Below are 20,502 nucleotides of genomic sequence, written 5' to 3'. Positions count from 1 at the left end.
GGGTTCAGCCGCCTTGTGCATGCGTGGAGCTATCCGCTGTGGTACCTGTGGCGGCCCTATATTGTCATCCGCAGCCGCGTCGCGAAGCAGCCCCAAGAGCCGGGCACCGGCGGGCGGAAGTGGCGAAAGATTGGTGTCCCCTACTGAAACCGACCGGGCAACCGTTCTCAATCTCGGGTGAGCCTGCGGTGTGTCAGCCGGTGAGGACGGGCAGCCTCTGCTCCCATCCTGGCGACCTTGTTCTCTTCGTAGCCGGCGAAGTTGCCTTCGAACCAATACCATTGTGCGGGAGCAGTTTCCGTGCCCTCCCAGGCGAGGACATGGGTGGCAACCCGATCGAGGAACCACCTGTCATGCGCGGTGACAACCACGCACCCGGGGAATTCAGCGATCGCATTCTCCAGCGACTCGAGAGTTTCGGTGTCCAAGTCGTTGGTCGGTTCGTCGAGCAGCAGTACGTTGCCGCCCTGTTTGAGGGTAAGGGCGAGGGTGAGCCGGTTGCGTTCCCCAGGCCACCTGCGGGCCTCGGGCCCGCGCCGGCCTTCGCCGCGGAGCGACGCGAAACGAAGATCAGTCCACATCGCCAACTGCATTGACCTCTCGACTTGGCCTGTGCGACTGCCACTTTGGTACGAAAGGGAAACGCAGTAGAGCCAACCCGACGACGGCCAGGGTGAGTAATAAGCCGCCAAGCGTCCAGCCACCGACCACGTCTGTCGGCCAGTTTGTGCCGAGGTAGGCGCGCGTCGCACCGCAGACGACGGCGATCAGACCGGCGGCAACCATCGCTATGGCGCGGTACCGGCGATCACGCAGCCAAGGCCAGGCCAGGGCAACCACCAGTCCCCAAACCAGGACCGCCGTTCCCGCATGGCCTGAGGGGAAGGCGTAGCCGTCAGCGCTTGTCAGCCAGTGGGCCCGCGGTGGGCGCTGCCGGTGTACGAGCAACGACACCCCGGCGCAGATGAGTTGTCCGGCAAGCAGTGCCGGTATCGCGAAGATGGCGGCCCAGTAGCGGTTCCGCCAGACGACCAGTACCACCGCAATGACAACTGCCAGGTAGGCAACGGGGGTGCTGCCCATGTAGGTGACGACGCGCGCGACGTGCGAGAGGGCCGTCAGGCGATGGGCTACCAGGAATTCGTGCCGATGCGGGTCTTCCTGTGCCAGCTCCTCGTGTCCGGCGACGTCTTCGGTGATACCGCCGAACAACCAGCTCGTACCTCCTACGCCCGCGATTGCCAAGGTCAGCGGAAGCCCCGTCCAGCGCTCAGTCGACAGTCGCGCGTCGACCAGCGGTGCCACCCGGGGGTGCCGCGGCAGGCGGACCAAGAGGTAGCCGCCGACAATCAGAGCGAGTACGCCGACGCCGATGATGCTCATGCGTTGTTCCGCAGCGTGGTAACTCTTTCCGGCGATGTAGCCCACGATGGTCGCTGCGGTGGCCCACAAGACGCCGCCTAACGCGTTGAACAACAGAAAGGTCGGGTACGGCAGTCGACTGATGCCCGCCATGCCAGGCACAAGTACCCGTAAGGCCGCGGTGAACCGCCCGATAAATACGGCGTAACCTGCGCGGCGACGCAGCAACGCAGTGGTGCGTTCGATATGTTCGGGCTTGACCAACCGTTTTGGTAGCCGGTCGAGCAGGTGCTGGCCGTAGCGCTTCCCGATCTCGTAGCCGAAGCTGTCGCCGCTGATCGCGCCGGCCGACGCCACAAGGATCACGCCCCAGAGCAGCAGAGCACCTTGGCTGGCCACAACCCCCGCTATGAGCACTGCGGTTTCCCCGGGAAAGACAATGCCGACAAACAGGGACGACTCCAACAGCGGAAGCAGAAAGGCGGCGCCGAGAACCACAACCGCGGGTAGCTTCACGAGCCAGTTGATGGCCTGATCCATGTTCGGTCTTACCTATCGATCGGCTATGCGTCAGCGATCAGCGCGCATCCAGCATTGCACTAGCTCAGCCAATTACGTGTGAAGACAACGACATTGGACAACAAACGGTGGGTCAGGGTTCGCGGCTGGGCCACGGCAAGGACGGCAGCGTGATCACGGTTGACGGGAGCGTTATCTCCGATGGAAGGGTGATCTTCGATGGCAACGACGGCAACTGAAACCCGCCCGATGTGCTGGTGGTCGTCGGCGTCGTAGTCATCGTCGTCGGCGTCGTGGTCGTCGTTGTCGAAGGAGCGCCGCCCTGGTTACCGGTGAACAGCGCGATGATGCCCCAAACAATAAGCGCGAGCAGAATCACCACGACCAAGCCCAGCAACACCGCAGGCTTGCGATACCAAGGAGAAGAGGATGCTTTGGACAGGTTTCTTTGCTCGGAGTTGCTATCCACGGCCTGGCCCGATGTCTGGAGCTTCGTAGCGCACCACGGTGGCCGATTGTAGCGATGGGCATCACCCTGCGCCATGCCAGCGGGACGCATAGGAATCGACCGAACAAGCAACGGCGCAGAGCTCGATACGGCGTGCTTGACCAACTCGGTGCCCGTTGATTAACTGACAACGGCGATGGAGCCCGCCCAAAACCGCCGACCCGGCTGATGGCACCTGCGAGTAAAAGGAATCGCAGGTGAAGTGCGCCGACTTCGACTTAAACGCCTCTCAGAGCAACGCCCAGCCGCGACGACGGCACCGGCGTCGTCGCCGCCGCGGTCCTGGGCAGCGCACAGTGCAGGAATTCTCAGCGGGCGGACTGGTCATCGACGGCCTCGACCGGGAGACCCAAGCCGCATTGCTTATCGGCAAGGCTGACCGCCGCGGGCGCGTCCGCTGGACACTACCCAGGGCCACATCGAAATTCGTGAGAGGCCCGACCAAACCGCGGTACGTGAAATCGCCGAAGAGACCGGGATCCGCGGCGACGTCCTCGCCGCGCTCGGCAGCATCGACTACTGGTTCCGGGCGCCAGGCCGAACGGTCCACAAAACCGTGCATCACTATCTGTTGCGCTGCGTCGGCGGCGAGATTTGCACCAGCGACCACGAGGTTGACGAAGTCGTGTGGCTTCCACTCGACGAATTGGCATCGCGGCTAACTCACCCCGACGAACGCGAAATAGGCCAAGTCGCCGTAGATTTGGTCGCAGTCGTTCGCAATCTCGGCGCCGCAGCGCTACCGCCATTACCAGAGCACTCGGCGCGGCGGCAACCGCAACCGCATTCGGTTGCCGGTCGTCCCTCTCCAAGCGATCTGGACGCTTCCCGTATCACTACTCGCGGCCCCAAATCGGGCCGGGGACAATGAAGGAGCCGCCAGCATGCAGTTCGAGGTGACCATCGAAATCCCGAAGGGCGGGCGCAACAAATACCAGATCGACCACCACACCGGTCGCATCCGGCTCGATCGCTATTTGTACACGGCAATGGGTTACCCGGCTGACTACGGTTTCATCGACGACACCCTCGGCGAGGATGGCGACCCCCTCGATGCGCTGGTGCTGCTACCCCAACCTGTGTTGCCCGGCGTCATCGTCACTGCGCGGCCGGTCGGGATGCTGCATATGACCGACGAGGCCGGTGGAGACGACAAGGTGCTGTGCGTTCCGGCGAACGATCCGCGATGGGACGACGTCATCGACATCGAGGATGTGCCCTCGTACGAACTGGAGAACATCAGACACTTCCTCGTGCACTACAAAGACCTTGAACCGGGCAAATACGTCAAGGCCGGCGACTGGGCCAATCGCGCGGCGGCAACAGCCGAGGTTAGACAATCCATTGAAAGATTCCGTGCCGACTGTCGCTGACCGAGCGCCCACGCTGGCCCACCGCGCCCCCGTATCGGCGGCATTCCCATGCGCCCATCCCGACCAGGTATATCGTGGGATCCGGCGCACCCGGTCGGCGGGCGGCCTTCGAGATGAGGAACACCGTGGCAGACGAAGCACAAACCGGCGCGGAGGGATCGGTCCAGCCGGTCAAGGCGGATCCTGCGACGGTGTTCGCGGCACTGGCCGAGATCATCTATCAGGGCTCGGACCCCGCCGAGCTGTATGCGGCCCTCTGCATCGCCGCGACCCTGGTGGTGCCCGGCTGCGACCACGCCAGCCTGCTGACGCGCCGCGGCGAGCGCTACGTCACCGTGGGCGCCAGCGACCGCATCGCCAAACGCATCGACGACATGGAGCGCGCCGTCGGCGACGGGCCGTGCGTCGACGCCATCGAAGAAGAAACCCCGCAAATCGAGACCGACCTGACCAGGCCGTCGCAATGGCACAACCTGGCTGCGCGGCTGGTCGCCGAGACGCCGGTGCGCGGGGCGATGGGGTTTCGGCTGCTGATCGACCAACGCAAAGCCGGCGCGCTGAACTTGTTCAGCGATACGCCCAACCGCTTCGACAACGAATCGGCCGAGCAGGCCATAGTGCTGGCGGCGTTCGCCAGCGTGGCCATCAACGCCATCGCCCGGGGAGAAGACGCCGCCACGCTGCGTCACGGACTGCTGTCCAACCGCGAGATCGGCAAGGCCGTCGGCATGCTGATGCTGCTGCACAACATCTCCGAAGACGAGGCGTTCGACGTGCTGCGCCGCAACTCCCAGGAGCTCAACATCAAGCTTGCCGACGTGGCGCGGACCGTCATCGAAAACCGCGGCAAGCTGCAATTCGGCGACGACGAACTGTCGCTGGGCAGCCGAGACCTACTCCGGTAGCCGCAGCTCGGGCTTTTCCACCTCTTCGATGTTGACGTCTTTGAAGGTGACCACCCGCACCTGCTTGACAAACCGGGCCGGCCGGTACATGTCCCAGACCCAGGCGTCGGCCAGCCTCAGCTCGAAGTACACCTCGCCGTCGGCGTTGCGCGGCACCATCTCCACGCTGTTTGCCAGGTAGAACCGCCGCTCGGTTTCCACGACGTAGCTGAACTGGCCCACGATGTCCTTGTATTCGCGGTACAGCGAGAGCTCCATCTCGGTTTCGTACTTTTCGAGATCTTCGGCACTCATCAGTCCAGCCGTCCTTCTGCTTGCTCTGCGTCCATCTTCCCCCACCCGTCTACGCCGTCCTGGTCAGGCTGGCATTCGGCCACCAGGCGGGTACCCGAGCCGGTTGCCACCCGTCGCACGTTGATGAACGAATAGCGGTGCTGCGGACACGGGCCCAGCTCGGTCAGCGCCGCCGAGTGGGCCGGTGTGCTGTAGCCCTTGTGCTCGGCGAACCCGTAGCCGGGATGCTCGGCATCCATCGCCACCATCAACCGGTCGCGGCTGACCTTGGCCAGCACGCTGGCCGCCGCGATACAGGCTGCCGCCGCATCCCCGCCGACGACGGGCAGCGACGGCATCGGCAGACCGGGCACCCGAAAGCCGTCGGACAGCACGTAGCCGGGCCGCACCGAGAGCCCGGCCACCGCGCGCCGCATGCCCTCGATGTTGGCCGCGTGCACACCGCGCCGGTCGACCTCGGTCGACGGGATGAACACCACGTGGTACGCCAGCGCGTAGCGGCGGATCAGCGGGTACAGCCTCTCCCGCGTCTGCTCGGTGAGTTTCTTCGAATCGTCCAGGGCCGCAAGGCTTTCCAACCGCCCAGGACCCAGCACGCAGGCCGCGACCACAAGCGGGCCGGCGCAGGCTCCCCGGCCCACCTCGTCGACTCCGGCAACAGGCCCCAGCCCGCTGCGGTACAGCGCCGACTCCAGGGTTCGCAACCCTGACGACTTACGGATCACCGTTCGCGGCGGCCAGGTGGTGGCCATGGCTACCGATTCTGTTGAGGATTCACCGACCCGACACCGCCCCACCGCGACGGAGGCCACACGATGAACCTGGCCTTACCGATCACGTTGCCCACCGGCACGGTCCCCGACATCGGGTCACCGGTACACAGCAGCCCCTTCATCGCGTCGGCCGGGACGCTGGTGCAGTGGGCGCGGGAGTCCGCCGAGTGGGTGCGGTTGTCGCCCATCACCCACAACCGGTCCGGCGGGACGGTGACCGGGCCGAACTCGTTGCCCAGGCAGGGGTAGACCGACGGGTCGGCCATCATCGTCGCCGGATCCAGATACGGCTCGTTCAGCCGTGTGCCGTCGACGGTCAGACCGGTGTTGGCGCGGCACTGCACGGTCTGGCCGGCCACCGCGATGACCCGCTTGACCAGGTCGTTCTCGTCGGGCGGCACGAAGCCCACGAACGACAGCGCGTTTTGCAGCCAGCGCACCACGGTGTTGTCCGACCGGATCGACTTGTAGCCCACGTTCCACGACGGCGGGCCCTTGAACACGATCACGTCGCCGGGCCGCGGCGAGCCGAACCGGTAGCTGACCTTGTCCACCATGATGCGGTCGCCGACACAGCCCGAGCAGCCGTGCAACGTCGGCTCCATCGACTCCGACGGGATTAGGTAGGGCCTGGCCACGAAGGTCAGCATCACGTAGTAGAGAACCACCGCGATCGCCGCCAGGATCGCGACTTCCCGCAGCGCAGCGCGCTTCTTGCCTTTGGGCTCCTCGGCGGTTTCGGCCTCGGGCGTGGCGGGGTCGCGGGTGGCGACGTTGGGCTCCGCTGGACCGGACTCGGGTTGGCCCTCCGGCGACGAATCGGTGGTGTCGGTCACCAGATCAGCGTAGTCAGGACGGTCTGCCGCGACCGCTGCACGGTCAGCGCTTCTCCTTGATCTTGGCCTTCTTGCCGCGCAGCTCGCGCAGGTAGTACAGCTTGGCGCGACGGACGTCACCGCGGGTCACGACCTCGATGTGGTCGACGTTGGGCGAATGCACCGGGAAGGTGCGCTCGACGCCGACGCCGTAGCTTTCCTTGCGCACGGTGAAGGTCTCGCGCACGCCGCCGCCCTGCCGGCGGAGCACCACACCCTTGAACACCTGGATGCGCTGCTTGTTGCCCTCGATCACCTTGACGTGCACGTTGACCGTGTCGCCGGGGCCGAAAGCCGGGATGTCGTCGCGCAGCGACGCCTTGTCGACGAAGTCCAGCGTGTTCATGGCGAAGACACTTCCTTGCGGTTCGCGGCTGCCGGTTCGACCAGGCATCTAGCGGTCGACCGAGCCGATGGGTTGGGCATCTGGGCGCATCTCGCAGCAGGCGGGGCGCAGCCCGGCCGGCCGGCAACTGCTGGAGACAACTGGTCAATTGTGCCAGACGGCCCACGCGGGAGTGAAATCACACAAAAACGCCGCTCAGCATGGCCGTCCGGGCCGGGTGCGAATGGTACATATTGACGGGGCCGCACCACACGAACCGGAAAGTCACCCGCTAATCTGACGGGTCGGGCGGACGGTGGTTGTGCGAGCCCAAGCCAGGTCATTTCTCGGTAACCCCGTTGAGGAGACGCATGCGAGCGCGGCCCCCGATGCTGCTGATCGCCACCGCGGTGGCGGCGATGCTGGTGGCGGGCTGCGAAGCCAAGGTCTACGGCGCCTCCAACCACAGGCCCCCCGAACACCGGGCGAGCCGGGTCGCGCCGCTGGTCCAGGCAATCATGCCCCCCGAATTGCCGCTCGCCGTGCCGGCCGCCGGGCTGACCGGGTTACCGGCCCGCATCCAGCAGGCCACCCAGGAGGCCGCCGACCAGGGCGCCACAATCTCGGTAGCGGTGTTCGACCGCGCCACCAACCAAATGTTCTCCAACGGCAACGACCGGCTGATCGGCATCGCGTCGGTGGCCAAGCTGTTCATCGCCGACCACCTGCTGCTGCAGGAATCCCAGGGCCAGACCCACCTGTCGCAGGAAGACCGCGAGGCACTCGACGCCATGCTGCGCTCATCCGACGACGGCGCCGCGGAGAACTTCTGGTCGCAAGGCGGCGACGAGTCGATCATCACCGAGGTTGCCGGCCGCTACGGGCTCACCTCCACCACGCCACCGAGCACCGGGCGCTGGTGGGACACCATGAGTTCGGCCTCCGATCTGATCCGCTATTACGACATGCTGCTGGCCGGCTCCGGCGGCCTTCCCGCGGAACGGGCCGACATCATCGTCAGGAACCTGGCACAGTCCACGCCGACCGGCATCGACGGTTACCCGCAGCGGTTCGGCATCCCCGACGGGTTGTACGCCGAACCGGTTGCGGTCAAGCAGGGTTGGATGTGCTGCATCGGCAGCGACTGGATGCACCTGTCGACCGGGATCGTCGGCGCGGACCGGCGCTACATCATGGTGATCGAGTCGCTGCAGCCCTCCGACGACGCCACCGCGCGCGCCACGATCACCCAGGCGGTCAAGACGATGTTTCCGCAGGGCCGGATTTAACGCGCGAGCAGACGCAGAATCGCACTCCGCGAAGCGGATTCGTGCGATTCTGCGTCTGCTCGCGCCACTGGCGCTACTGCAACAGGTCCGGGCGGCGCTCGCGGGTGCGTTGCTCGGCGGCCTGCCGCCGCCACTCGGCGACGCGGGCGTGATCACCGGACAGCAGTACCTCGGGCACGTCGAGCCCCCGCCACGTCGGCGGCCTGGTGTACGACGGGCCTTCCAGCAGGCCGTTGGAATGCGAATCGTCTTGGTGCGACAGCGGATTGCCGATGACCTCGGGGAGCAGCCGGACCACCGCCTCGATCATCACCAGCGCCGCGGACTCTCCACCGGGCAACACGTAGTCGCCGATCGAGACCTCCTCGACGCGCCTCCGCCGGGCGGCGTCCTCAACGACCCGCTGGTCGATGCCCTCGTAGCGGCCGCACGCGAACACCAGATGCTCCTCGATGCTCCACCGTCGGGCGGTCGCTTGGGTGAACAACGCCCCGGCAGGCGTAGGGACAACGAGAAGCGAAGCCGGCGAACAGATTTCGTCGAGCGCCTCGCCCCAAACCGGCGCCCGCATCACCATCCCGGGGCCGCCGCCGTAGGGAGTGTCGTCCACCGAGCGGTGCACGTCGTGGGTCCACCTGCGCAGGTCGTGCACCCCCAGCTCGACGATGCCCGATTCGATTGCCTTGCCCGGCAACGACTGTCGCAGCGGCTCCAAATAGTCCGGAAAGATCGTGATGACGTCGACGCGCACTACTGCCCCAGTTCCAGCAGGCCGTCGGGCGGATCGATCTCGACGGTGCCGGCGTCCAGCGACACCGTCGTGACGATCGCGCCGACGAACGGCACCAGCAGCTCACCGCCGTCGTCGCGGCGGACTGCCAGCAACTCACCGGCGGCGGTGTGCAGCACCTCGGCGACGGCGCCGATGTCGCGGCCGGTTGTCGTGCGCACCCGAAGGCCCTCCAGCTGGTGGTCGTAGTAGGTGTCCGGCTCGTCGATGGGTGGCAGGTCCGCGGAGTCGATGACCAACAGGGTGCCCCGCAGCGCGTCGGCGGCATCGCGATCGGCCACCCCGGCGAACCGGACCAGCAGCCGCGCGCCGTGATCGCGGGCGGCGTCGACGGTGTAGCTGCGCTCGCGCCCGTCAGATCCCTTGGCCCGCAACACCGTTCCCGGCGCGAACCGGGTGTCGGGTTCGTCGGTGCGAACCTCGACCACAACCTCGCCGGTGATGCCGTGCGCCTTGGCCACGCGCCCGACCACCAGGTCCATGACGCAGGGCCTACTGGTCGGTGTCCACCACGTCGACGCGGATTCCGCGGCCACCGATTCCGGCGACCAGGGTGCGCAGCGCGGTCGCGGTGCGGCCACCGCGGCCGATCACCTTGCCCAGGTCGTCGGGATGGACGTGCACCTCGACAGTGCGGCCGCGCCGGCTGGTGACCATGTCGACCCGGACATCGTCAGGGTTGTCGACGATCCCGCGGACCAGGTGCTCGACGGCGTCGACGACGACGGTACTCATGGCTCTCGTCAGCTTTCGGTCGCCGATTCGGCCTGTTCGCCGCCTTCGGCGGCCGGCTCGGCCGGCTCGTCCGCCTTCTCGGCCTTCTCGGCCTTGGCGGCCTTCTTGGCCGGGGCTTTCTTCTTCTTCGGTGTCGCCGCCTCGGTGGTGGGCCCACCCTCGGCGGCGGCCAGCGCGGCGTTGAACAGCTCCAGCTTGCTCGGCTTGGGCTCGGCCACCTTCAGCCTGCCCTCGGCACCGGGCAGCCCTTTGAACTTCTGCCAGTCACCGGTGATCTTCAGCAGCTTGAGCACGGGCTCGGTGGGCTGGGCACCCACCGACAGCCAGTACTGCGCGCGCTCGGAGTCGATCTCGATCAGGCTCGGCTCTTCCTTGGGGTGGTAGCGGCCGATGATCTCGATGGCGCGGCCGTCGCGCCGCGTGCGGGCGTCGGCGACGGCAATGCGGTACTGGGGATTGCGGATTTTGCCAAGCCGGGTGAGCTTGATCTTGACAGCCATGAATTGCTCCTGTGGTGTCACGCTGCAATTCAGCGATCCGGGCGGGATGCCGGGATCCGGTTTTGCCTCGCGTGTGCAGCCGCCCATTGTGCCAGAGGCCGCTGGTCGGGCGGAAATCCAGCCGCGAGCGTCAGGGGCGCCGGTCGAAGCACTTGGTCTCGACGCGGCGGCTCATCCGCCAGCCGTCGGCGGTGCGGACGAACTCGTCGTCGTACCACAGACCCAACAGCATCGTGCTGGGCGTCTCGCCGCCGAACACCATCGGGTTGAAGCAGAAGGTCCGGGCGGTGGCGGTGTCGCCGTTCAGCCGGATCGACGGCAGGCCCAGCATGTGGGCGTAGTTGGCGAAGTTCGGTAGCACCTCCGCCAGCCAGGCCTTGACCTCGGGATAGCGCCCGACGATGCCGTCGAAGGCGCTGTAGTCGATGTGCGCGTCCGGGGTGAACACCGCATCCAGGTCGTCGAAGCGGCGGGTGTCGATCGCGGTGGAGTAATCCACCAGTAGCTGCTGGATCTCCAACCTGTCGGAGATCTCGGCTTGGCTCAACATGCCGGTTAGGCTAATCGCCCATGCGGAGGCTTCTCGCCGCAGTCGCGGCTTTTCTCGCGGTGCTCGGATGCACTGCAACGGCGGCAGCAGACACCAGCGTGCAGCCGGTCGGCTCGGTGCCCATCCCCGACGGGCCCGCACAGACGTGGATCATCGCCGATCTGGACAGCGGACGGGTGCTGGCCGCGCGCGACGAAAACGTCGGCCACCCACCGGCCAGCACCATCAAGGTGCTGCTGGCGTTGGTCGCCCTCGACGAGCTGAGCCTGGACTCCACCGTGGTTGCCGACGAGACCACCACCCACGTCGAGTGCAATTGCGTGGGCGTCAAGCCCGGCCGCACCTACACGGCGCGCCAGCTGCTCGACGGTCTGCTGCTGGTGTCGGGCAACGACGCCGCCAACGCGCTGGCGCAGATGCTCGGCGGCCAGCAGGCGGCGGTGGCCAAGATGAATGCCAAGGCGGCGTCGCTGGGCGCGGTGAACACCCACGCGGCGACCCCGTCGGGTCTGGACGGGCCCGGCGGCTCGGGCTCGTCGACGGCCCACGACCTGGCCGTCATCTTCCGGGCCGCCCTGGCCAACCCGGTGTTCGCCCAGATCACCGCCGAGCCGTCGGCCATGTTCCCCGGCGACGGCGGCGAGCATCAGATCGTCAACCAGGACGAACTGCTGTACCGGTATCCCGGCGCCATCGGCGGCAAGACCGGCTTCACCAACGCCGCGCGCAAGACGTTCGTCGGCGCCGCCGCCCGCGACGGCCGCCGGCTGGTGGTCGCCATGATGTACGGGCTGGTGCACGAGGGCGGACCGACCTACTGGGATCAGGCCGCCACCCTGCTGGACTGGGGCTTCGCCCTCGATCCGCAGTCAGACATCGGGACCCTTTAGGCTCAGTGCGCTAATCTGCCAATGCCGTGGCATTCTGTTCGGCGGATGTCGAATATGGTTCCACGGCACCGCGCCGACACCCGTCGACGCTTGTTCAGTCGTGGGTTGAGCTCACAGCCCTTGCCAGCATGCCGACGTCGCGAACAGGCCGCATAGATGCGTGCAAGGAACGAGGATCGATGATGGTCGAACACCACCACGCTCCAGGGGGTTCTCCTCCTCAACCCGACGACTTCAACGTCAGCGAGAAGTTGGTCGATCAGGTTGTCGTGTTGTCGGTGAGCGGCAGCGTAGACATGCTCAGTGCACCATGGCTGACCGACGCCATTGAATCCGCGCGCGCCAAAAGCCCGGCCGCTATGGTCGTCGACCTGTCCCGTGTCGATTTCTTGGGATCGGCGGGAATCAGCGTGCTGATCGCCGCTCATGAAAACACCGGCGGCTCCGGCAAGTTCGCGGTGGTCGCCGACGGGCCGGCCACCCACCGGCCGCTCACCCTTTTGGGCCTGGGCGAGATCATGTCGCTGTATCGCACGCTGGACGACGCGCTCAGCGACCTTTCCGACCGGTAACCGGATCGACGTCAAGGGCATACATTCCGTTCAACAGCGACGCCAGCAGCCCGATCCGTTGCGCCTCGATCTCGGGTTGCGGCAGCACGGCCCGAACCAGCGCGGCGCCGTCGAACGTGTTGGTCATCACCGCGACCAGAGCCGGGAAGGCATCCTCGGGGATGCTGTCGGCACCGGCCAGCGCACGGGCGGCGTCGTGGATCTTGGCGCCGTATTCCTCGAGAACATTCTGCAACGTGGCTCTGAGTTTTTCGTCGGTGCGGGCAGCGACCATCAGCTCATACATCACGGTGTTGGTGGAATTAGCAGTGAGGTCACGCAGGATGGTCAGAGCCGCGTCCAAAACTGGCCTGTCGGCGGGTATTTCGGCGACCTTCTTGCTGAATTCGCCAAGCTGGCGGCGCATCACCTCGTAGGCGGTAGCGGCCATGAAGTCGCCCATGGTGTCGAAGTGCCGAAACAGTGCGCCCACAGAGACTCCTGCGCGCTTGGTGATTACCGCGGCCGATGCGCGGGCGTAACCGACTTCGGCGATGGTCGCGATGCTGGCATCCAGCAGCCGCGCGACCGTCTCCTCGCGGCGCTGCTGCTGGGTTCTGGCCATCGTCAGACCCGCTGCGGTTGGCGAACGCCTGCGCGCAGGAAACGCCCCGACTTGACCGTGCTGCCGTACCCGTCGCGAAATCGCCCGTCGCGGAACACCACAACGCCACCGACCCCGGTGGCGACGACGGCGGCGTCGTTGCGGTTCACCATGCGGCGCAGCCCGCCGTAGAACGGCACCACTTCCTCGTGGTAGCCGTCCACGGACTCGTCGAGACCGGCCGGGTCGATCACCGCGAAATCCGCCCGGTCGCCCTCGCGCAAGGTGCCCGCGTCGAGTCCGAACCAGTCGGCCACCTCGGCGGTCAGCCGGTACACGGCGCGTTCCACGCTGAGGAAGGGCGCGCCGGTGCGGCTCGCGTCCAGTGTGCGCTTGAGCAACCGAACCGGATAGTTGTAGAAGGCCATGTTGCGCAGATGAGCTCCGGCGTCCGAAAAACCCATGTGCACACTGGGTTCGGCGGCCAGTTTGTCGAGCTGCTTGGGGCGGTGGTTGGCCAGCACGGTGGTCCAGCGCACGTTGCGCTCACCGTTGTCGATCAGCACGTCGAGAAAAGCGTCTAGCGGATGCAGGCCGCGCTCTTCGGCGATCGTGCCGAAACTCTTGCCGATCAGCGTCTCATCGGGGCATTCCACGATCACGGCGTCGTGAAAATCGCGGTGCCACAACGACGCCCCGAGTTTGCGGCGGTCGAACTCGCGGCGGAACCTGCGGCGGTACTCGGTATCGGCGAGCAGCTGGTTGCGCTCCAGCTGGTCGCGCAGATGCAGCGCGGCGGTGCCCGCGCCGAACTCTTCGAACACCGGCAGGTCGATTCCGTCGGAGTACACCTCGAACGGCACCGGAAGGTGCTGGAACCGCACGCTGGAGCCCAGGACGGCGTTGAGCAGCCGGGTGAGCGGACCGAAGATGGTTGCCGAGCCCGGCATCGCCTTGGAGTCCGCCGAGACCAGCAGGCTCATCCGAACGCCCTTGCGCCGCCCGAAAATTCGGCTGCTGGACAAGAAGAACAGCAGTCCGGTCAGCGGGTTGTCGACGTCGGGTGCGCTCTGCAGAATCCGGCCGCGCCGGCGCAGCACGCCGATCAGCTTGCGGCGTTCGCGCCACGTCGCGAACGTCGACGGCAGCGCGCGGGAGCGGTAGCGGTCGCCGTCGAGTTTGTCGATCGCCGCATCCATCCCGGACATGCCCAAAAGACCGGCGTCGAGCGCCTCGTCGAGCATGGCCGCCATCCGGTTCAGCTCGGCGTCGCTCGGCCTGACGTGGTCGTCGGTGGCGCGGTCGAGCCCGAGCACCGCGGTGCGCAGATCCGAATGCCCTAGCAGCGAGCCGACATTGGGGCCCAGCGGCATTTCGTCGAGCGTCCGCACGTAGTCGGCCGGTCCCGACCAGGTTTTCTTGGCTTGCAGCGCGCCGAGGACGAATTTCCGCGGCACCGCCTCGACCCGGCTGAACAAATCGGCGGCGTCCTCGGAGCTGGCGTAGACAGTCGACAGCGAGCAGTTGCCCAACAGCACGGTGGTGACCCCGTGCCGCACCGATTCCCGCAGCCCGGGATCCAGCAGCACCTCCGCGTCGTAGTGGGTGTGCACGTCGATGAAGCCGGGCACCACCCATTTGCCGGCCGCGTCGATCACCTCGCCGCAGCCGGTCTCGTCGAGCGGCTTGGCCGACACCGCGGACACCACGCCGTCGCGAATCCCAAGGTGGCGGACTTGCGGCGGGGCGCCGGTGCCGTCGAACCACAAACCGTCGCGAACGATCACGTCGTAGGCCATGGCAGCAGACGCTAGCAGAGATAGTGAGCACTTACAATCTTTTTGTCCAGGCTGGTCAGCGGCCCGGCCTCGGCGGCGGCGCGGCGGGGCTTTCGGCGGACGGCACGCTGGGGCTGGTCGTCGGCGGCGCCGCCGTGTCCGTGGCCGGCCCGGGGCCGGGGATGGTGACGTCGGGCGGTGCAGCGCCGACCCGCCCGGCCACCGCCGGAATCGTGATCCGGCCGCCCTGCTGGCCGCACTCGTCGGATTCGACGGTCACCGTCATCACGCCCCGAAACGGCCCGTGAATCTGCGGCTGCAATGACAACACCTGCGTGGTGGTCTCGTTGTCCGCGGCTCCCTTCGGCCCGATGCAGGGGAACCGCAGCGTTTCGGGCCGCGATTGCCAGGCGCCCTGGCGGAAGTCCAGCATGAGCGTGCCGCCCGGATGGCTCGCCGTCCGGTGGTCGTTGTCGTCGAGTTGCGTTCCGGCGGCGACACATCCGGCGGACGTGCACCAGGAACGGAATGCCCACCACGTGGTGACGTCGGGCGGTTGCGGGTCCGGGTTGTCGTTGAACGTCTGCTGTGAGCGGTTGATGTCTACCTGGTAGGTGCCGTCGAGCAGCTGGTCTCGAGCGGGCATCACGGGGGCGGCGGTGGTCGTGGGGACAGCGGCCGGCGCCCGGACCGTGGTCGACGGGCCGGCCTGCGTGACGGTCGGGTGGTTCTTGCGACCTAGCAGGAAGCCGGCGAGCACACCCGTCAGCAGCAACAGCGCCGCGACGGCTGCTGCCCCCAGCAAAAGCCACGGCCGTCTGGGTCTGGTTGGCGCGACGTCTGTTTCGGGCTCGGCGTCGTCGGGGTAGTCGACGACGGCGAGGGCGGCCTCGGGGCTGCGCTCACCGGTCCAGCCGCCGGCCGCTTCGATGAGCGCCGCAGCGAAGTCGCCGCACCGCCCGAATCGGTCCCGGGGGTTCTTGGCCAGGGCCCTGGCCAAGACGTCGTCGAGCCGTGCCAGCTCAGGGCGCCGCGCGCCGAGCCCTGGCGACGCGCTGCCCCGGTCCGGCGGCGCGCCGGTGAACAGGTGGTAGGCGGTGGCGGCCAATCCGTATTGATCGGCGCGGCCGTCGATGTCGGCGCTCATCAGTTGTTCCGGCGCTGAGTAGCCCGGCTGACCGGAATATCGCGTTATCCCGAAGTCGGTCAACAAGATTCGCTGCTCCCCTGCCTGCGGGTTGGTGAGCAGGATGTTGCTGGGTTTGACGGCGCGGTGCAGAAGTCCGCGCCGGTGTGCGTAGTCGAGCGCGCTGGCGACGGCTGCGACGATAGCCAACGCGTCACCGGCGGGCATGCCGGCCGGATACTGCTCGGCGACGAGCTGGGCCGCGTTGATCGCGTCGACGTAGTCCATCGCGATCCACAGCCGGCCGTCGAACTCGCCGCGAGCGTGCACGTCGACGATGTGCGGGTGATACAGCGTCGTCGCCGCCTCGGTCTCCCGGGTGAACCTCTCCCGGAATTCGGTGTCGGCGGAAAGCGATGCGGGAAGGACTTTGAGGGCGTCGTAGCGGGTCAGTGTGGAGTGCTGCGCCAGATACACCTCGCCCAGCCCACCGAAGCCCAGCATCCGAACGATGATGTATCCAGCAAACGTCGTGCCGGCGGCCAACGACATCCTTCGATGCTAACGGCCAGACCTCGATCGCGCCGGTCAGAACACCCGGCCGCGCAGGATCACCAGGTCCGGCCGGTTGAGCACGGCGGCGCCGTAACGAGGATCGTCGGTGTAGCACAACAGATCTGCCGAGGCACCGTGCTCCAGAGCCGGCCGGCCCAGCCAGCGCCGGGCGTCCCAGCACGCCGCTCCGAGCGCCTCCGTCGGGCTCATCCCGATGCCCTTGAGCGCGTCGACCTCGTCGGCGATGCGCCCGTGGGTGATGCCGCCGCCGGCGTCGGTGCCGGCATAGATCGGCACACCGGCATCGCGCGCGGCGGCGACCCGCTGGCGGCCACGCGCATACAGGTTGCGCATGTGGTCGGCGTAAACCGGGTAGCGCGAGGCCCGCTCGGCGATGCCCGGGAAGTTCTCGATATTGATCAGCGTGGGCACCAGGGTGGTGCCGTGCTCGACCATCAGCTCGATGGTGTCGTCGGTGAGCCCGGTGCCGTGCTCGATGCAGTCGATGCCGGCTTTGATCAGCCCGGGCAGCGCGTCCTCACCGAAGACGTGCGCCGTGACGCGGGCGCCGTGGGCGTGCGCGGTGTCGATCGCGGCTTTGAGCACCTCGTCGGACCACAGCGGCGCCAGATCGCCGACCTCACGGTCAATCCAGTCGCCGACCAGCTTGACCCAGCCGTCGCCGCGACGAGCTTGCTCGGCCACCGCGGCGGGTAGCTGCGATTCGTCGTCGATGTCGATCGGCAACCCGGGGATGTAGCGTTTCGGTTTGGCCAAATGCCGTCCGGCACGAATGATCCGGGGCAGATTGTCACGATCGTCGAGGCTGCGGGTGTCGATCGGCGAGCCGCAGTCGCGCAGCAGCAGAGCGCCGGCGTCGCGTTCGGTTTCGGCCTGCCGGATCGCCTCGTCGAGCTCGACGGCGCCGCCCGGGCCGACGCCGACGTGACAGTGCGCGTCGACGAGCCCGGGCAGGATCCAGCCTTGGTCGAAAACGGTTTCGGCGCCCGCGACGGGTTCGGCGCTGAGCGTGCCGTCAACGATCCACCACTGCACCGGTTGGTCGTCGGGCAGTCGGTGTCCGCGGACGTGGAGCCGCATGCGGCTATTTCTTGCCGGGGAAATTCAGCTTGGACAAGTCGATATCGGCGAGGCCGGGCGGCAACTCGTCAAGGCCGGCCGGCATCTGTGACAGGTCGGGGAAGCCGGCGGGCAGCCCGACCGGGCTGCGCCTCGGCGGTGTCGGGCCGCGCTTCTTGCCCTTTTTGCCCTTTCCGCCCTTGGCTTTTGCGGCCTTTCGGGTCGCCGACTTGCGGCCGAGCCCGGGTATGCCCATGCCGCCGACCATCGACGACATCATCTTGCGGGCCTCGAAAAAGCGGTCGACCAGCTGGTTGACCTCCGAGACGGTCACCCCGGAACCGTTGGCGATCCGCAGCCGGCGCGAGGCGTTGATGATCTTCGGGTCGGCGCGCTCCTGCGGTGTCATTCCGCGGATGATGGCCTGCAGCCGGTCGAGTTGTTTGTCGTCGACGGCGGCCAGGGCCTCCTTCATCTGGCCGGCGCCCGGCAGCATGCCGAGCAGGTTGCCGATCGGTCCCATCTTGCGGATGGCCAGCATCTGCTCGAGGAAATCCTCGAGCGTCAGCTCGCCGGTTCCGATCTTGACGGCAGCGGCCTCGGCCTGTTGCGCGTCGAAGACCTGCTCGGCCTGTTCGATCAGGCTGAGCAGGTCGCCCATGCCGAGGATGCGGCTGGACATCCGGTCGGGGTGGAAGACGTCGAAGTCTTCCAGCTTCTCCCCGGTGGAGGCGAAAAGTATTGGGACACCGGTCAATTCGCGGACCGAAAGGGCGGCGCCGCCGCGGGCGTCACCGTCCAGCTTGGTCAGCACCACGCCGGTGAAGCCGACGCCCTCGCGGAATGCCTCGGCAGTGGTGACGGCGTCCTGACCGATCATCGCGTCGAGGACGAAGATCACCTCGTCGGGATCGATCGCCGAACGGATGGCGGCGGCCTGCGCCATCATCTCCTCGTCGATGCCCAGCCGGCCGGCGGTGTCGACGATGACGACGTCGAAATGCTTGGCCCTCGCCTCCTCGAGCCCCGCGGAGGCGACGGCGACCGGATCACCGGGGCCGGATTCAGGAGACGAGCCGGGATGCGGCGCGAACACCGGAACGCCGGCGCGCTCGCCGACGACCTGCAGCTGGTTCACCGCGGCGGGGCGCTGCAGGTCGCAAGCCACCAACAGCGGCGTGTGGCCTTGACCGCGCAGCCAGGCGGCCAGCTTACCGGCCAGCGTCGTCTTACCGGAGCCCTGCAGACCGGCGAGCATCACCACGGTCGGCGGGGTCTTGGCGAACCTCAGCTGGCGGGTCTCGCCGCCCAGGATGCCGATGAGTTCTTCGTTGACGATCTTGACGACCTGCTGCGCCGGGTTGAGGGCACCCGACACCTCGGCGCCCTTGGCGCGTTCCTTGATTCGGCTGACGAAGGCCCGCACCACCGCCAGCGAGACGTCGGCTTCCAGCAGCGCCAGCCGGATTTCGCGGGTGGTGGCGTCGATGTCGGCGTCGGTCAGCCGGCCCTTGCCGCGCAGCCCCTGCAGGGCGCCGGTCAGCCGGTCGGACAGGGATTCAAACACGCCGCCCAGCCTAGCCGGGCGACGACGAGCGCCGGCACGGCGCGAGGATGGAGGCTGGCCATCCAACACAGTGGCGATCGCAAGCGCGGCCGAGCCGGGCGCGGCGGGTCGCCATCATGGGGCTAGCGGGGCGCGGCAATCGCAGTCAGACCTGCGTCTGGCCAGGTGAGCTCGTGTTGAGGGCCATCGCGACAAAATCGAGACGCCACAGCGACTGGAATAACTTCCGGCCGAAGTTCTCATGGTGAATCTCACCGACTTGGCTCTGCTTCGCCACGCATTCGGCGATCTCTCGAATGGTGCGATGCCCGTCGACGTACCCTACAAATGCCGTTTGAATTGGAGTCAGACGCATGCGCGCGCCGGGCCAGTAAATTTCGCTGCCGGAGAAGCCGCAACGTGTGCGCAGCATCGGAATGTAATCCAGCGCCTCGGCCGTCCGAAAGTCGATGGTGTAACTTTTTTTCGGGCGGTCGGGCCTGCAGGCCATGAAAAAGTGGCAGCCATTTGACGTCTGAAGGCGCTCCATGACCGACCACGTTCGATGCTCGGGCAACGCCTCGACGATCGCGTGAAACTTGCTTTCCTGAACCAGCAAGTCGTGCGGATAATACGGTGTCTTGTGGAACCAACCCTGAAACTGCAGGCCCGCTGCTGCCGCCAGGGCGACACATTCTTCGACGGTATAACTACGTGCTCTACCGTGCAGGAACGTGTCGACGAAGGCGGCGTCGGTCTGCAGATCTCGGGCTAGTTTGAGATAGCTTTGGGCGGGATGATCGGCCGGCAGCAGGGAAAGCGTGTCTTTGACTATTTGGACCGATGCATCGTCCTGAACCAGCCCCAAGTCACGAAAGACCGATTCCAGCAAATCAATCCCGAGCCGGCCGTACTTTGCATAGAGCATGACAGCCATAGCGCCATCTCGGCGCAAGCAGGCGGCGAGCGCCTTCATGCCGGTAAGCGGATCCGCCATGTGATGCAATACGCCGGTCGATACCAGCAGATCGAAATCGCGGCCCAATGTCGGCAGTTCTTCGATCGGCATCAGACACAAATCTAAGTTCGACAGCCTGTGCTTGTCTTTCAAATACTGCTGGTGCTCAAGTGAGGACTGGCTGATGTCGACCGCCAGCACTTTCGCATTGGGATTGGTGTATGCAAACACCGCCGCCTGATTGGTGCCGCAGCCCGCAATCAAGATGTCGAGGTCGGGCTGGTATTCACGGTCCGGCCATAAAACACGGTGAGCATGCACAGGGTCGAACCACTCCCAGTGGCTCGCCGTCCACTCGTCGAGGTCCCGGATCGGAGGCGGGTACGTCCACCGCTGGTACTGGCGGCCGACCGCATCGGTGCGCGGGTCGTCGTTCACGTCAGCGGCAACCCCCTGTCAGTGAACGGCGCCCGGCCTGCGCGATGGCTGGGCTGGTTGCGACGACGGTACCCGGCCGAGGCCTGCGAGCGCCTGCTCCGCGGATGCCCGGCCGGGGCCGCGAGAACTCGGTAACGCGCCTTTAACGCACCGCCGCCGGTGCAAGTCGATTTTTATG

Annotated in this window: 23 protein-coding genes, 2 pseudogenes and 1 riboswitch; of the genes and pseudogenes, 7 read left to right on the top strand and 18 right to left on the bottom strand. The window is 66.7% G+C overall.

The genetic code is table 11. The annotated features are described in order from the left end of the window. On the top strand, positions 1-147 hold a 147-nt coding region (locus tag AWC14_RS30230; RefSeq protein ID WP_142281746.1), incomplete at its 5' end, for a respiratory nitrate reductase subunit gamma. A 20-nt stretch (positions 148-167) separates the two neighbouring features. On the opposite strand, the pseudogene AWC14_RS18080 reads toward AWC14_RS30230, so the two are convergent. From AWC14_RS18080 to AWC14_RS29705, 3 genes and pseudogenes are all read right to left on the bottom strand, one after another. Further along, positions 168-512: pseudogene (locus tag AWC14_RS18080) on the bottom strand (energy-dependent translational throttle protein EttA); the annotation flags it as partial. Positions 513-570: 58 nt separating this feature from the next. Beyond that, positions 571-1,902, bottom strand: coding sequence for a bifunctional DedA family/phosphatase PAP2 family protein (locus tag AWC14_RS28780; RefSeq protein ID WP_069601546.1), 1,332 nt, complete (start codon positions 1,900-1,902; stop codon positions 571-573). Positions 1,903-2,014: 112 nt separating this feature from the next. After that, the gene (locus tag AWC14_RS29705) at positions 2,015-2,425 is read right to left on the bottom strand and encodes a hypothetical protein (protein ID WP_235215963.1); all 411 of its coding nucleotides are present in this window, start codon (positions 2,423-2,425) and stop codon (positions 2,015-2,017) included. Positions 2,426-2,512: 87 nt separating this feature from the next. Beyond that, positions 2,513-2,574, top strand: a riboswitch (Fluoride riboswitch). 111 nt (positions 2,575-2,685) lie between these two features. On the opposite strand from AWC14_RS29705, the pseudogene AWC14_RS18065 reads away from it, so the two are divergent. The 3 genes and pseudogenes from AWC14_RS18065 to AWC14_RS18055 all read left to right on the top strand — a co-directional run bounded on the left by AWC14_RS18065 (position 2,686) and on the right by AWC14_RS18055 (position 4,667). After that, a pseudogene (locus AWC14_RS18065) lies at positions 2,686-3,260 on the top strand (NUDIX hydrolase). A gap of 13 nt (positions 3,261-3,273) precedes the next feature. Next, on the top strand, positions 3,274-3,762 hold the full coding sequence (locus AWC14_RS18060; protein WP_057003462.1) for an inorganic diphosphatase: 489 nt from the start codon (positions 3,274-3,276) through the stop codon (positions 3,760-3,762). Positions 3,763-3,875: 113 nt separating this feature from the next. Next, a complete protein-coding gene (locus AWC14_RS18055; RefSeq protein WP_142281745.1) occupies positions 3,876-4,667 on the top strand; it encodes a GAF and ANTAR domain-containing protein in 792 nt (263 codons plus the stop codon). Here the strand turns inward: AWC14_RS18055 and AWC14_RS18050 are convergent. Genes AWC14_RS18050 through rplS form a run of 4 tightly spaced genes read right to left on the bottom strand, consistent with a single transcriptional unit; the run spans position 4,656 to position 6,955 of the window. Beyond that, positions 4,656-4,961 (bottom strand): DUF2469 domain-containing protein, encoded by a 306-nt coding sequence (locus AWC14_RS18050; RefSeq protein ID WP_012393608.1) that lies wholly within the window; start codon positions 4,959-4,961, stop codon positions 4,656-4,658. The genes AWC14_RS18055 and AWC14_RS18050 overlap by 12 nt on opposite strands. After that, positions 4,961-5,713, bottom strand: a complete 753-nt coding sequence (locus AWC14_RS18045; protein WP_045381056.1) for a ribonuclease HII — start codon at positions 5,711-5,713, stop codon at positions 4,961-4,963. The genes AWC14_RS18050 and AWC14_RS18045 overlap by 1 nt, the downstream gene beginning before the upstream one ends. Before the next feature lie 2 nt (positions 5,714-5,715). Then, positions 5,716-6,570: a signal peptidase I gene (gene lepB, locus AWC14_RS18040; protein ID WP_045381053.1), complete on the bottom strand. Its 855-nt coding sequence runs from the start codon at positions 6,568-6,570 to the stop codon at positions 5,716-5,718. Between the two features lie 43 nt (positions 6,571-6,613). After that, a complete protein-coding gene (rplS, locus tag AWC14_RS18035) occupies positions 6,614-6,955 on the bottom strand; it encodes a 50S ribosomal protein L19 (RefSeq protein WP_045381050.1) in 342 nt (113 codons plus the stop codon). Positions 6,956-7,305: 350 nt separating this feature from the next. Here rplS and AWC14_RS18030 point away from each other — a divergent pair, with 350 nt between their 5' ends. Then, positions 7,306-8,223 carry a serine hydrolase gene (locus AWC14_RS18030; protein WP_045381047.1) on the top strand — a complete coding sequence of 306 codons (918 nt, stop codon included), beginning with the start codon at positions 7,306-7,308 and terminating at the stop codon, positions 8,221-8,223. A gap of 73 nt (positions 8,224-8,296) precedes the next feature. Here AWC14_RS18030 and trmD read toward each other — a convergent pair whose 3' ends face one another. The 5 genes from trmD to AWC14_RS18005 all read right to left on the bottom strand — a co-directional run bounded on the left by trmD (position 8,297) and on the right by AWC14_RS18005 (position 10,798). Then, complete coding sequence (trmD, locus tag AWC14_RS18025; protein WP_045381044.1) at positions 8,297-8,974, bottom strand: tRNA (guanosine(37)-N1)-methyltransferase TrmD; 678 nt, start codon at positions 8,972-8,974, stop codon at positions 8,297-8,299. Further along, positions 8,974-9,495, bottom strand: coding sequence for a ribosome maturation factor RimM (gene rimM, locus AWC14_RS18020; RefSeq protein ID WP_045381041.1), 522 nt, complete (start codon positions 9,493-9,495; stop codon positions 8,974-8,976). The genes trmD and rimM overlap by 1 nt, the downstream gene beginning before the upstream one ends. Positions 9,496-9,505: 10 nt before the next feature. After that, complete coding sequence (locus AWC14_RS18015) at positions 9,506-9,748, bottom strand: RNA-binding protein (RefSeq protein WP_003878715.1); 243 nt, start codon at positions 9,746-9,748, stop codon at positions 9,506-9,508. Between the two features lie 8 nt (positions 9,749-9,756). After that, a complete protein-coding gene (gene rpsP / locus AWC14_RS18010; RefSeq protein WP_045381085.1) occupies positions 9,757-10,248 on the bottom strand; it encodes a 30S ribosomal protein S16 in 492 nt (163 codons plus the stop codon). 130 nt (positions 10,249-10,378) lie between these two features. Beyond that, the gene (locus AWC14_RS18005) at positions 10,379-10,798 is read right to left on the bottom strand and encodes a nuclear transport factor 2 family protein (protein WP_045381036.1); all 420 of its coding nucleotides are present in this window, start codon (positions 10,796-10,798) and stop codon (positions 10,379-10,381) included. 20 nt (positions 10,799-10,818) lie between these two features. Between AWC14_RS18005 and AWC14_RS18000 the strand changes: the two genes are divergently transcribed. Further along, complete coding sequence (locus tag AWC14_RS18000; protein ID WP_045381032.1) at positions 10,819-11,688, top strand: D-alanyl-D-alanine carboxypeptidase family protein; 870 nt, start codon at positions 10,819-10,821, stop codon at positions 11,686-11,688. 179 nt (positions 11,689-11,867) lie between these two features. After that, complete coding sequence (locus AWC14_RS17995; RefSeq protein WP_235215962.1) at positions 11,868-12,260, top strand: STAS domain-containing protein; 393 nt, start codon at positions 11,868-11,870, stop codon at positions 12,258-12,260. On the opposite strand, the gene AWC14_RS17990 is transcribed toward AWC14_RS17995, so the two are convergent. The 6 genes from AWC14_RS17990 to AWC14_RS17965 form a co-directional block, all read right to left on the bottom strand. After that, the gene (locus AWC14_RS17990; protein ID WP_045381026.1) at positions 12,238-12,864 is read right to left on the bottom strand and encodes a TetR/AcrR family transcriptional regulator; all 627 of its coding nucleotides are present in this window, start codon (positions 12,862-12,864) and stop codon (positions 12,238-12,240) included. The two genes, AWC14_RS17995 and AWC14_RS17990, sit on opposite strands and share 23 nt — an antisense overlap. Before the next feature lie 2 nt (positions 12,865-12,866). Further along, complete coding sequence (locus AWC14_RS17985) at positions 12,867-14,642, bottom strand: N-acyl-D-amino-acid deacylase family protein (protein ID WP_045381023.1); 1,776 nt, start codon at positions 14,640-14,642, stop codon at positions 12,867-12,869. Positions 14,643-14,697: 55 nt separating this feature from the next. Then, positions 14,698-16,299, bottom strand: a complete 1,602-nt coding sequence (locus tag AWC14_RS17980) for a serine/threonine-protein kinase (protein WP_045381020.1) — start codon at positions 16,297-16,299, stop codon at positions 14,698-14,700. 36 nt (positions 16,300-16,335) lie between these two features. After that, positions 16,336-17,403, bottom strand: coding sequence for a metal-dependent hydrolase family protein (locus AWC14_RS17975; RefSeq protein WP_045381018.1), 1,068 nt, complete (start codon positions 17,401-17,403; stop codon positions 16,336-16,338). 4 nt (positions 17,404-17,407) lie between these two features. Next, a complete protein-coding gene (gene ffh / locus AWC14_RS17970) occupies positions 17,408-18,949 on the bottom strand; it encodes a signal recognition particle protein (protein WP_045381015.1) in 1,542 nt (513 codons plus the stop codon). A gap of 145 nt (positions 18,950-19,094) precedes the next feature. Then, positions 19,095-20,324: a class I SAM-dependent methyltransferase gene (locus tag AWC14_RS17965; RefSeq protein WP_045381012.1), complete on the bottom strand. Its 1,230-nt coding sequence runs from the start codon at positions 20,322-20,324 to the stop codon at positions 19,095-19,097. Between the last annotated feature and the right edge of the window lie 178 nt (positions 20,325-20,502).

Origin of the sequence: Mycobacterium kyorinense, assembly GCF_002101735.1 — a bacterium.
Lineage (GTDB): Bacteria > Actinomycetota > Actinomycetes > Mycobacteriales > Mycobacteriaceae > Mycobacterium > Mycobacterium kyorinense.
The sequence above is the reverse complement of the archived record's forward strand: the minus strand, read 5'-3'. Positions and strand labels throughout refer to the sequence as shown.

Excerpts from the sequence above, each read along its gene's own strand:
- AWC14_RS28780 (WP_069601546.1), bottom strand. The coding sequence starts at position 1,902 with ATGGATCAGGCCATCAACTGGCTCGTGAAGCTACCCGCGGTTGTGGTT.
- AWC14_RS29705 (WP_235215963.1), bottom strand. The coding sequence starts at position 2,425 with ATGGCGCAGGGTGATGCCCATCGCTACAATCGGCCACCGTGGTGCGCT.
- AWC14_RS18060 (WP_057003462.1), top strand. The coding sequence starts at position 3,274 with ATGCAGTTCGAGGTGACCATCGAAATCCCGAAGGGCGGGCGCAACAAA.
- AWC14_RS18055 (WP_142281745.1), top strand. The coding sequence starts at position 3,876 with ATGAGGAACACCGTGGCAGACGAAGCACAAACCGGCGCGGAGGGATCG.
- AWC14_RS18050 (WP_012393608.1), bottom strand. The coding sequence starts at position 4,961 with ATGAGTGCCGAAGATCTCGAAAAGTACGAAACCGAGATGGAGCTCTCG.
- AWC14_RS18045 (WP_045381056.1), bottom strand. The coding sequence starts at position 5,713 with ATGGCCACCACCTGGCCGCCGCGAACGGTGATCCGTAAGTCGTCAGGG.
- rplS (WP_045381050.1), bottom strand. The coding sequence starts at position 6,955 with ATGAACACGCTGGACTTCGTCGACAAGGCGTCGCTGCGCGACGACATC.
- AWC14_RS18030 (WP_045381047.1), top strand. The coding sequence starts at position 7,306 with ATGCGAGCGCGGCCCCCGATGCTGCTGATCGCCACCGCGGTGGCGGCG.
- rimM (WP_045381041.1), bottom strand. The coding sequence starts at position 9,495 with ATGGACCTGGTGGTCGGGCGCGTGGCCAAGGCGCACGGCATCACCGGC.
- AWC14_RS18015 (WP_003878715.1), bottom strand. The coding sequence starts at position 9,748 with ATGAGTACCGTCGTCGTCGACGCCGTCGAGCACCTGGTCCGCGGGATC.
- rpsP (WP_045381085.1), bottom strand. The coding sequence starts at position 10,248 with ATGGCTGTCAAGATCAAGCTCACCCGGCTTGGCAAAATCCGCAATCCC.
- AWC14_RS18005 (WP_045381036.1), bottom strand. The coding sequence starts at position 10,798 with ATGTTGAGCCAAGCCGAGATCTCCGACAGGTTGGAGATCCAGCAGCTA.
- AWC14_RS18000 (WP_045381032.1), top strand. The coding sequence starts at position 10,819 with ATGCGGAGGCTTCTCGCCGCAGTCGCGGCTTTTCTCGCGGTGCTCGGA.
- AWC14_RS17995 (WP_235215962.1), top strand. The coding sequence starts at position 11,868 with ATGATGGTCGAACACCACCACGCTCCAGGGGGTTCTCCTCCTCAACCC.
- AWC14_RS17990 (WP_045381026.1), bottom strand. The coding sequence starts at position 12,864 with ATGGCCAGAACCCAGCAGCAGCGCCGCGAGGAGACGGTCGCGCGGCTG.
- AWC14_RS17985 (WP_045381023.1), bottom strand. The coding sequence starts at position 14,642 with ATGGCCTACGACGTGATCGTTCGCGACGGTTTGTGGTTCGACGGCACC.
- AWC14_RS17980 (WP_045381020.1), bottom strand. The coding sequence starts at position 16,299 with ATGTCGTTGGCCGCCGGCACGACGTTTGCTGGATACATCATCGTTCGG.
- AWC14_RS17975 (WP_045381018.1), bottom strand. The coding sequence starts at position 17,403 with ATGCGGCTCCACGTCCGCGGACACCGACTGCCCGACGACCAACCGGTG.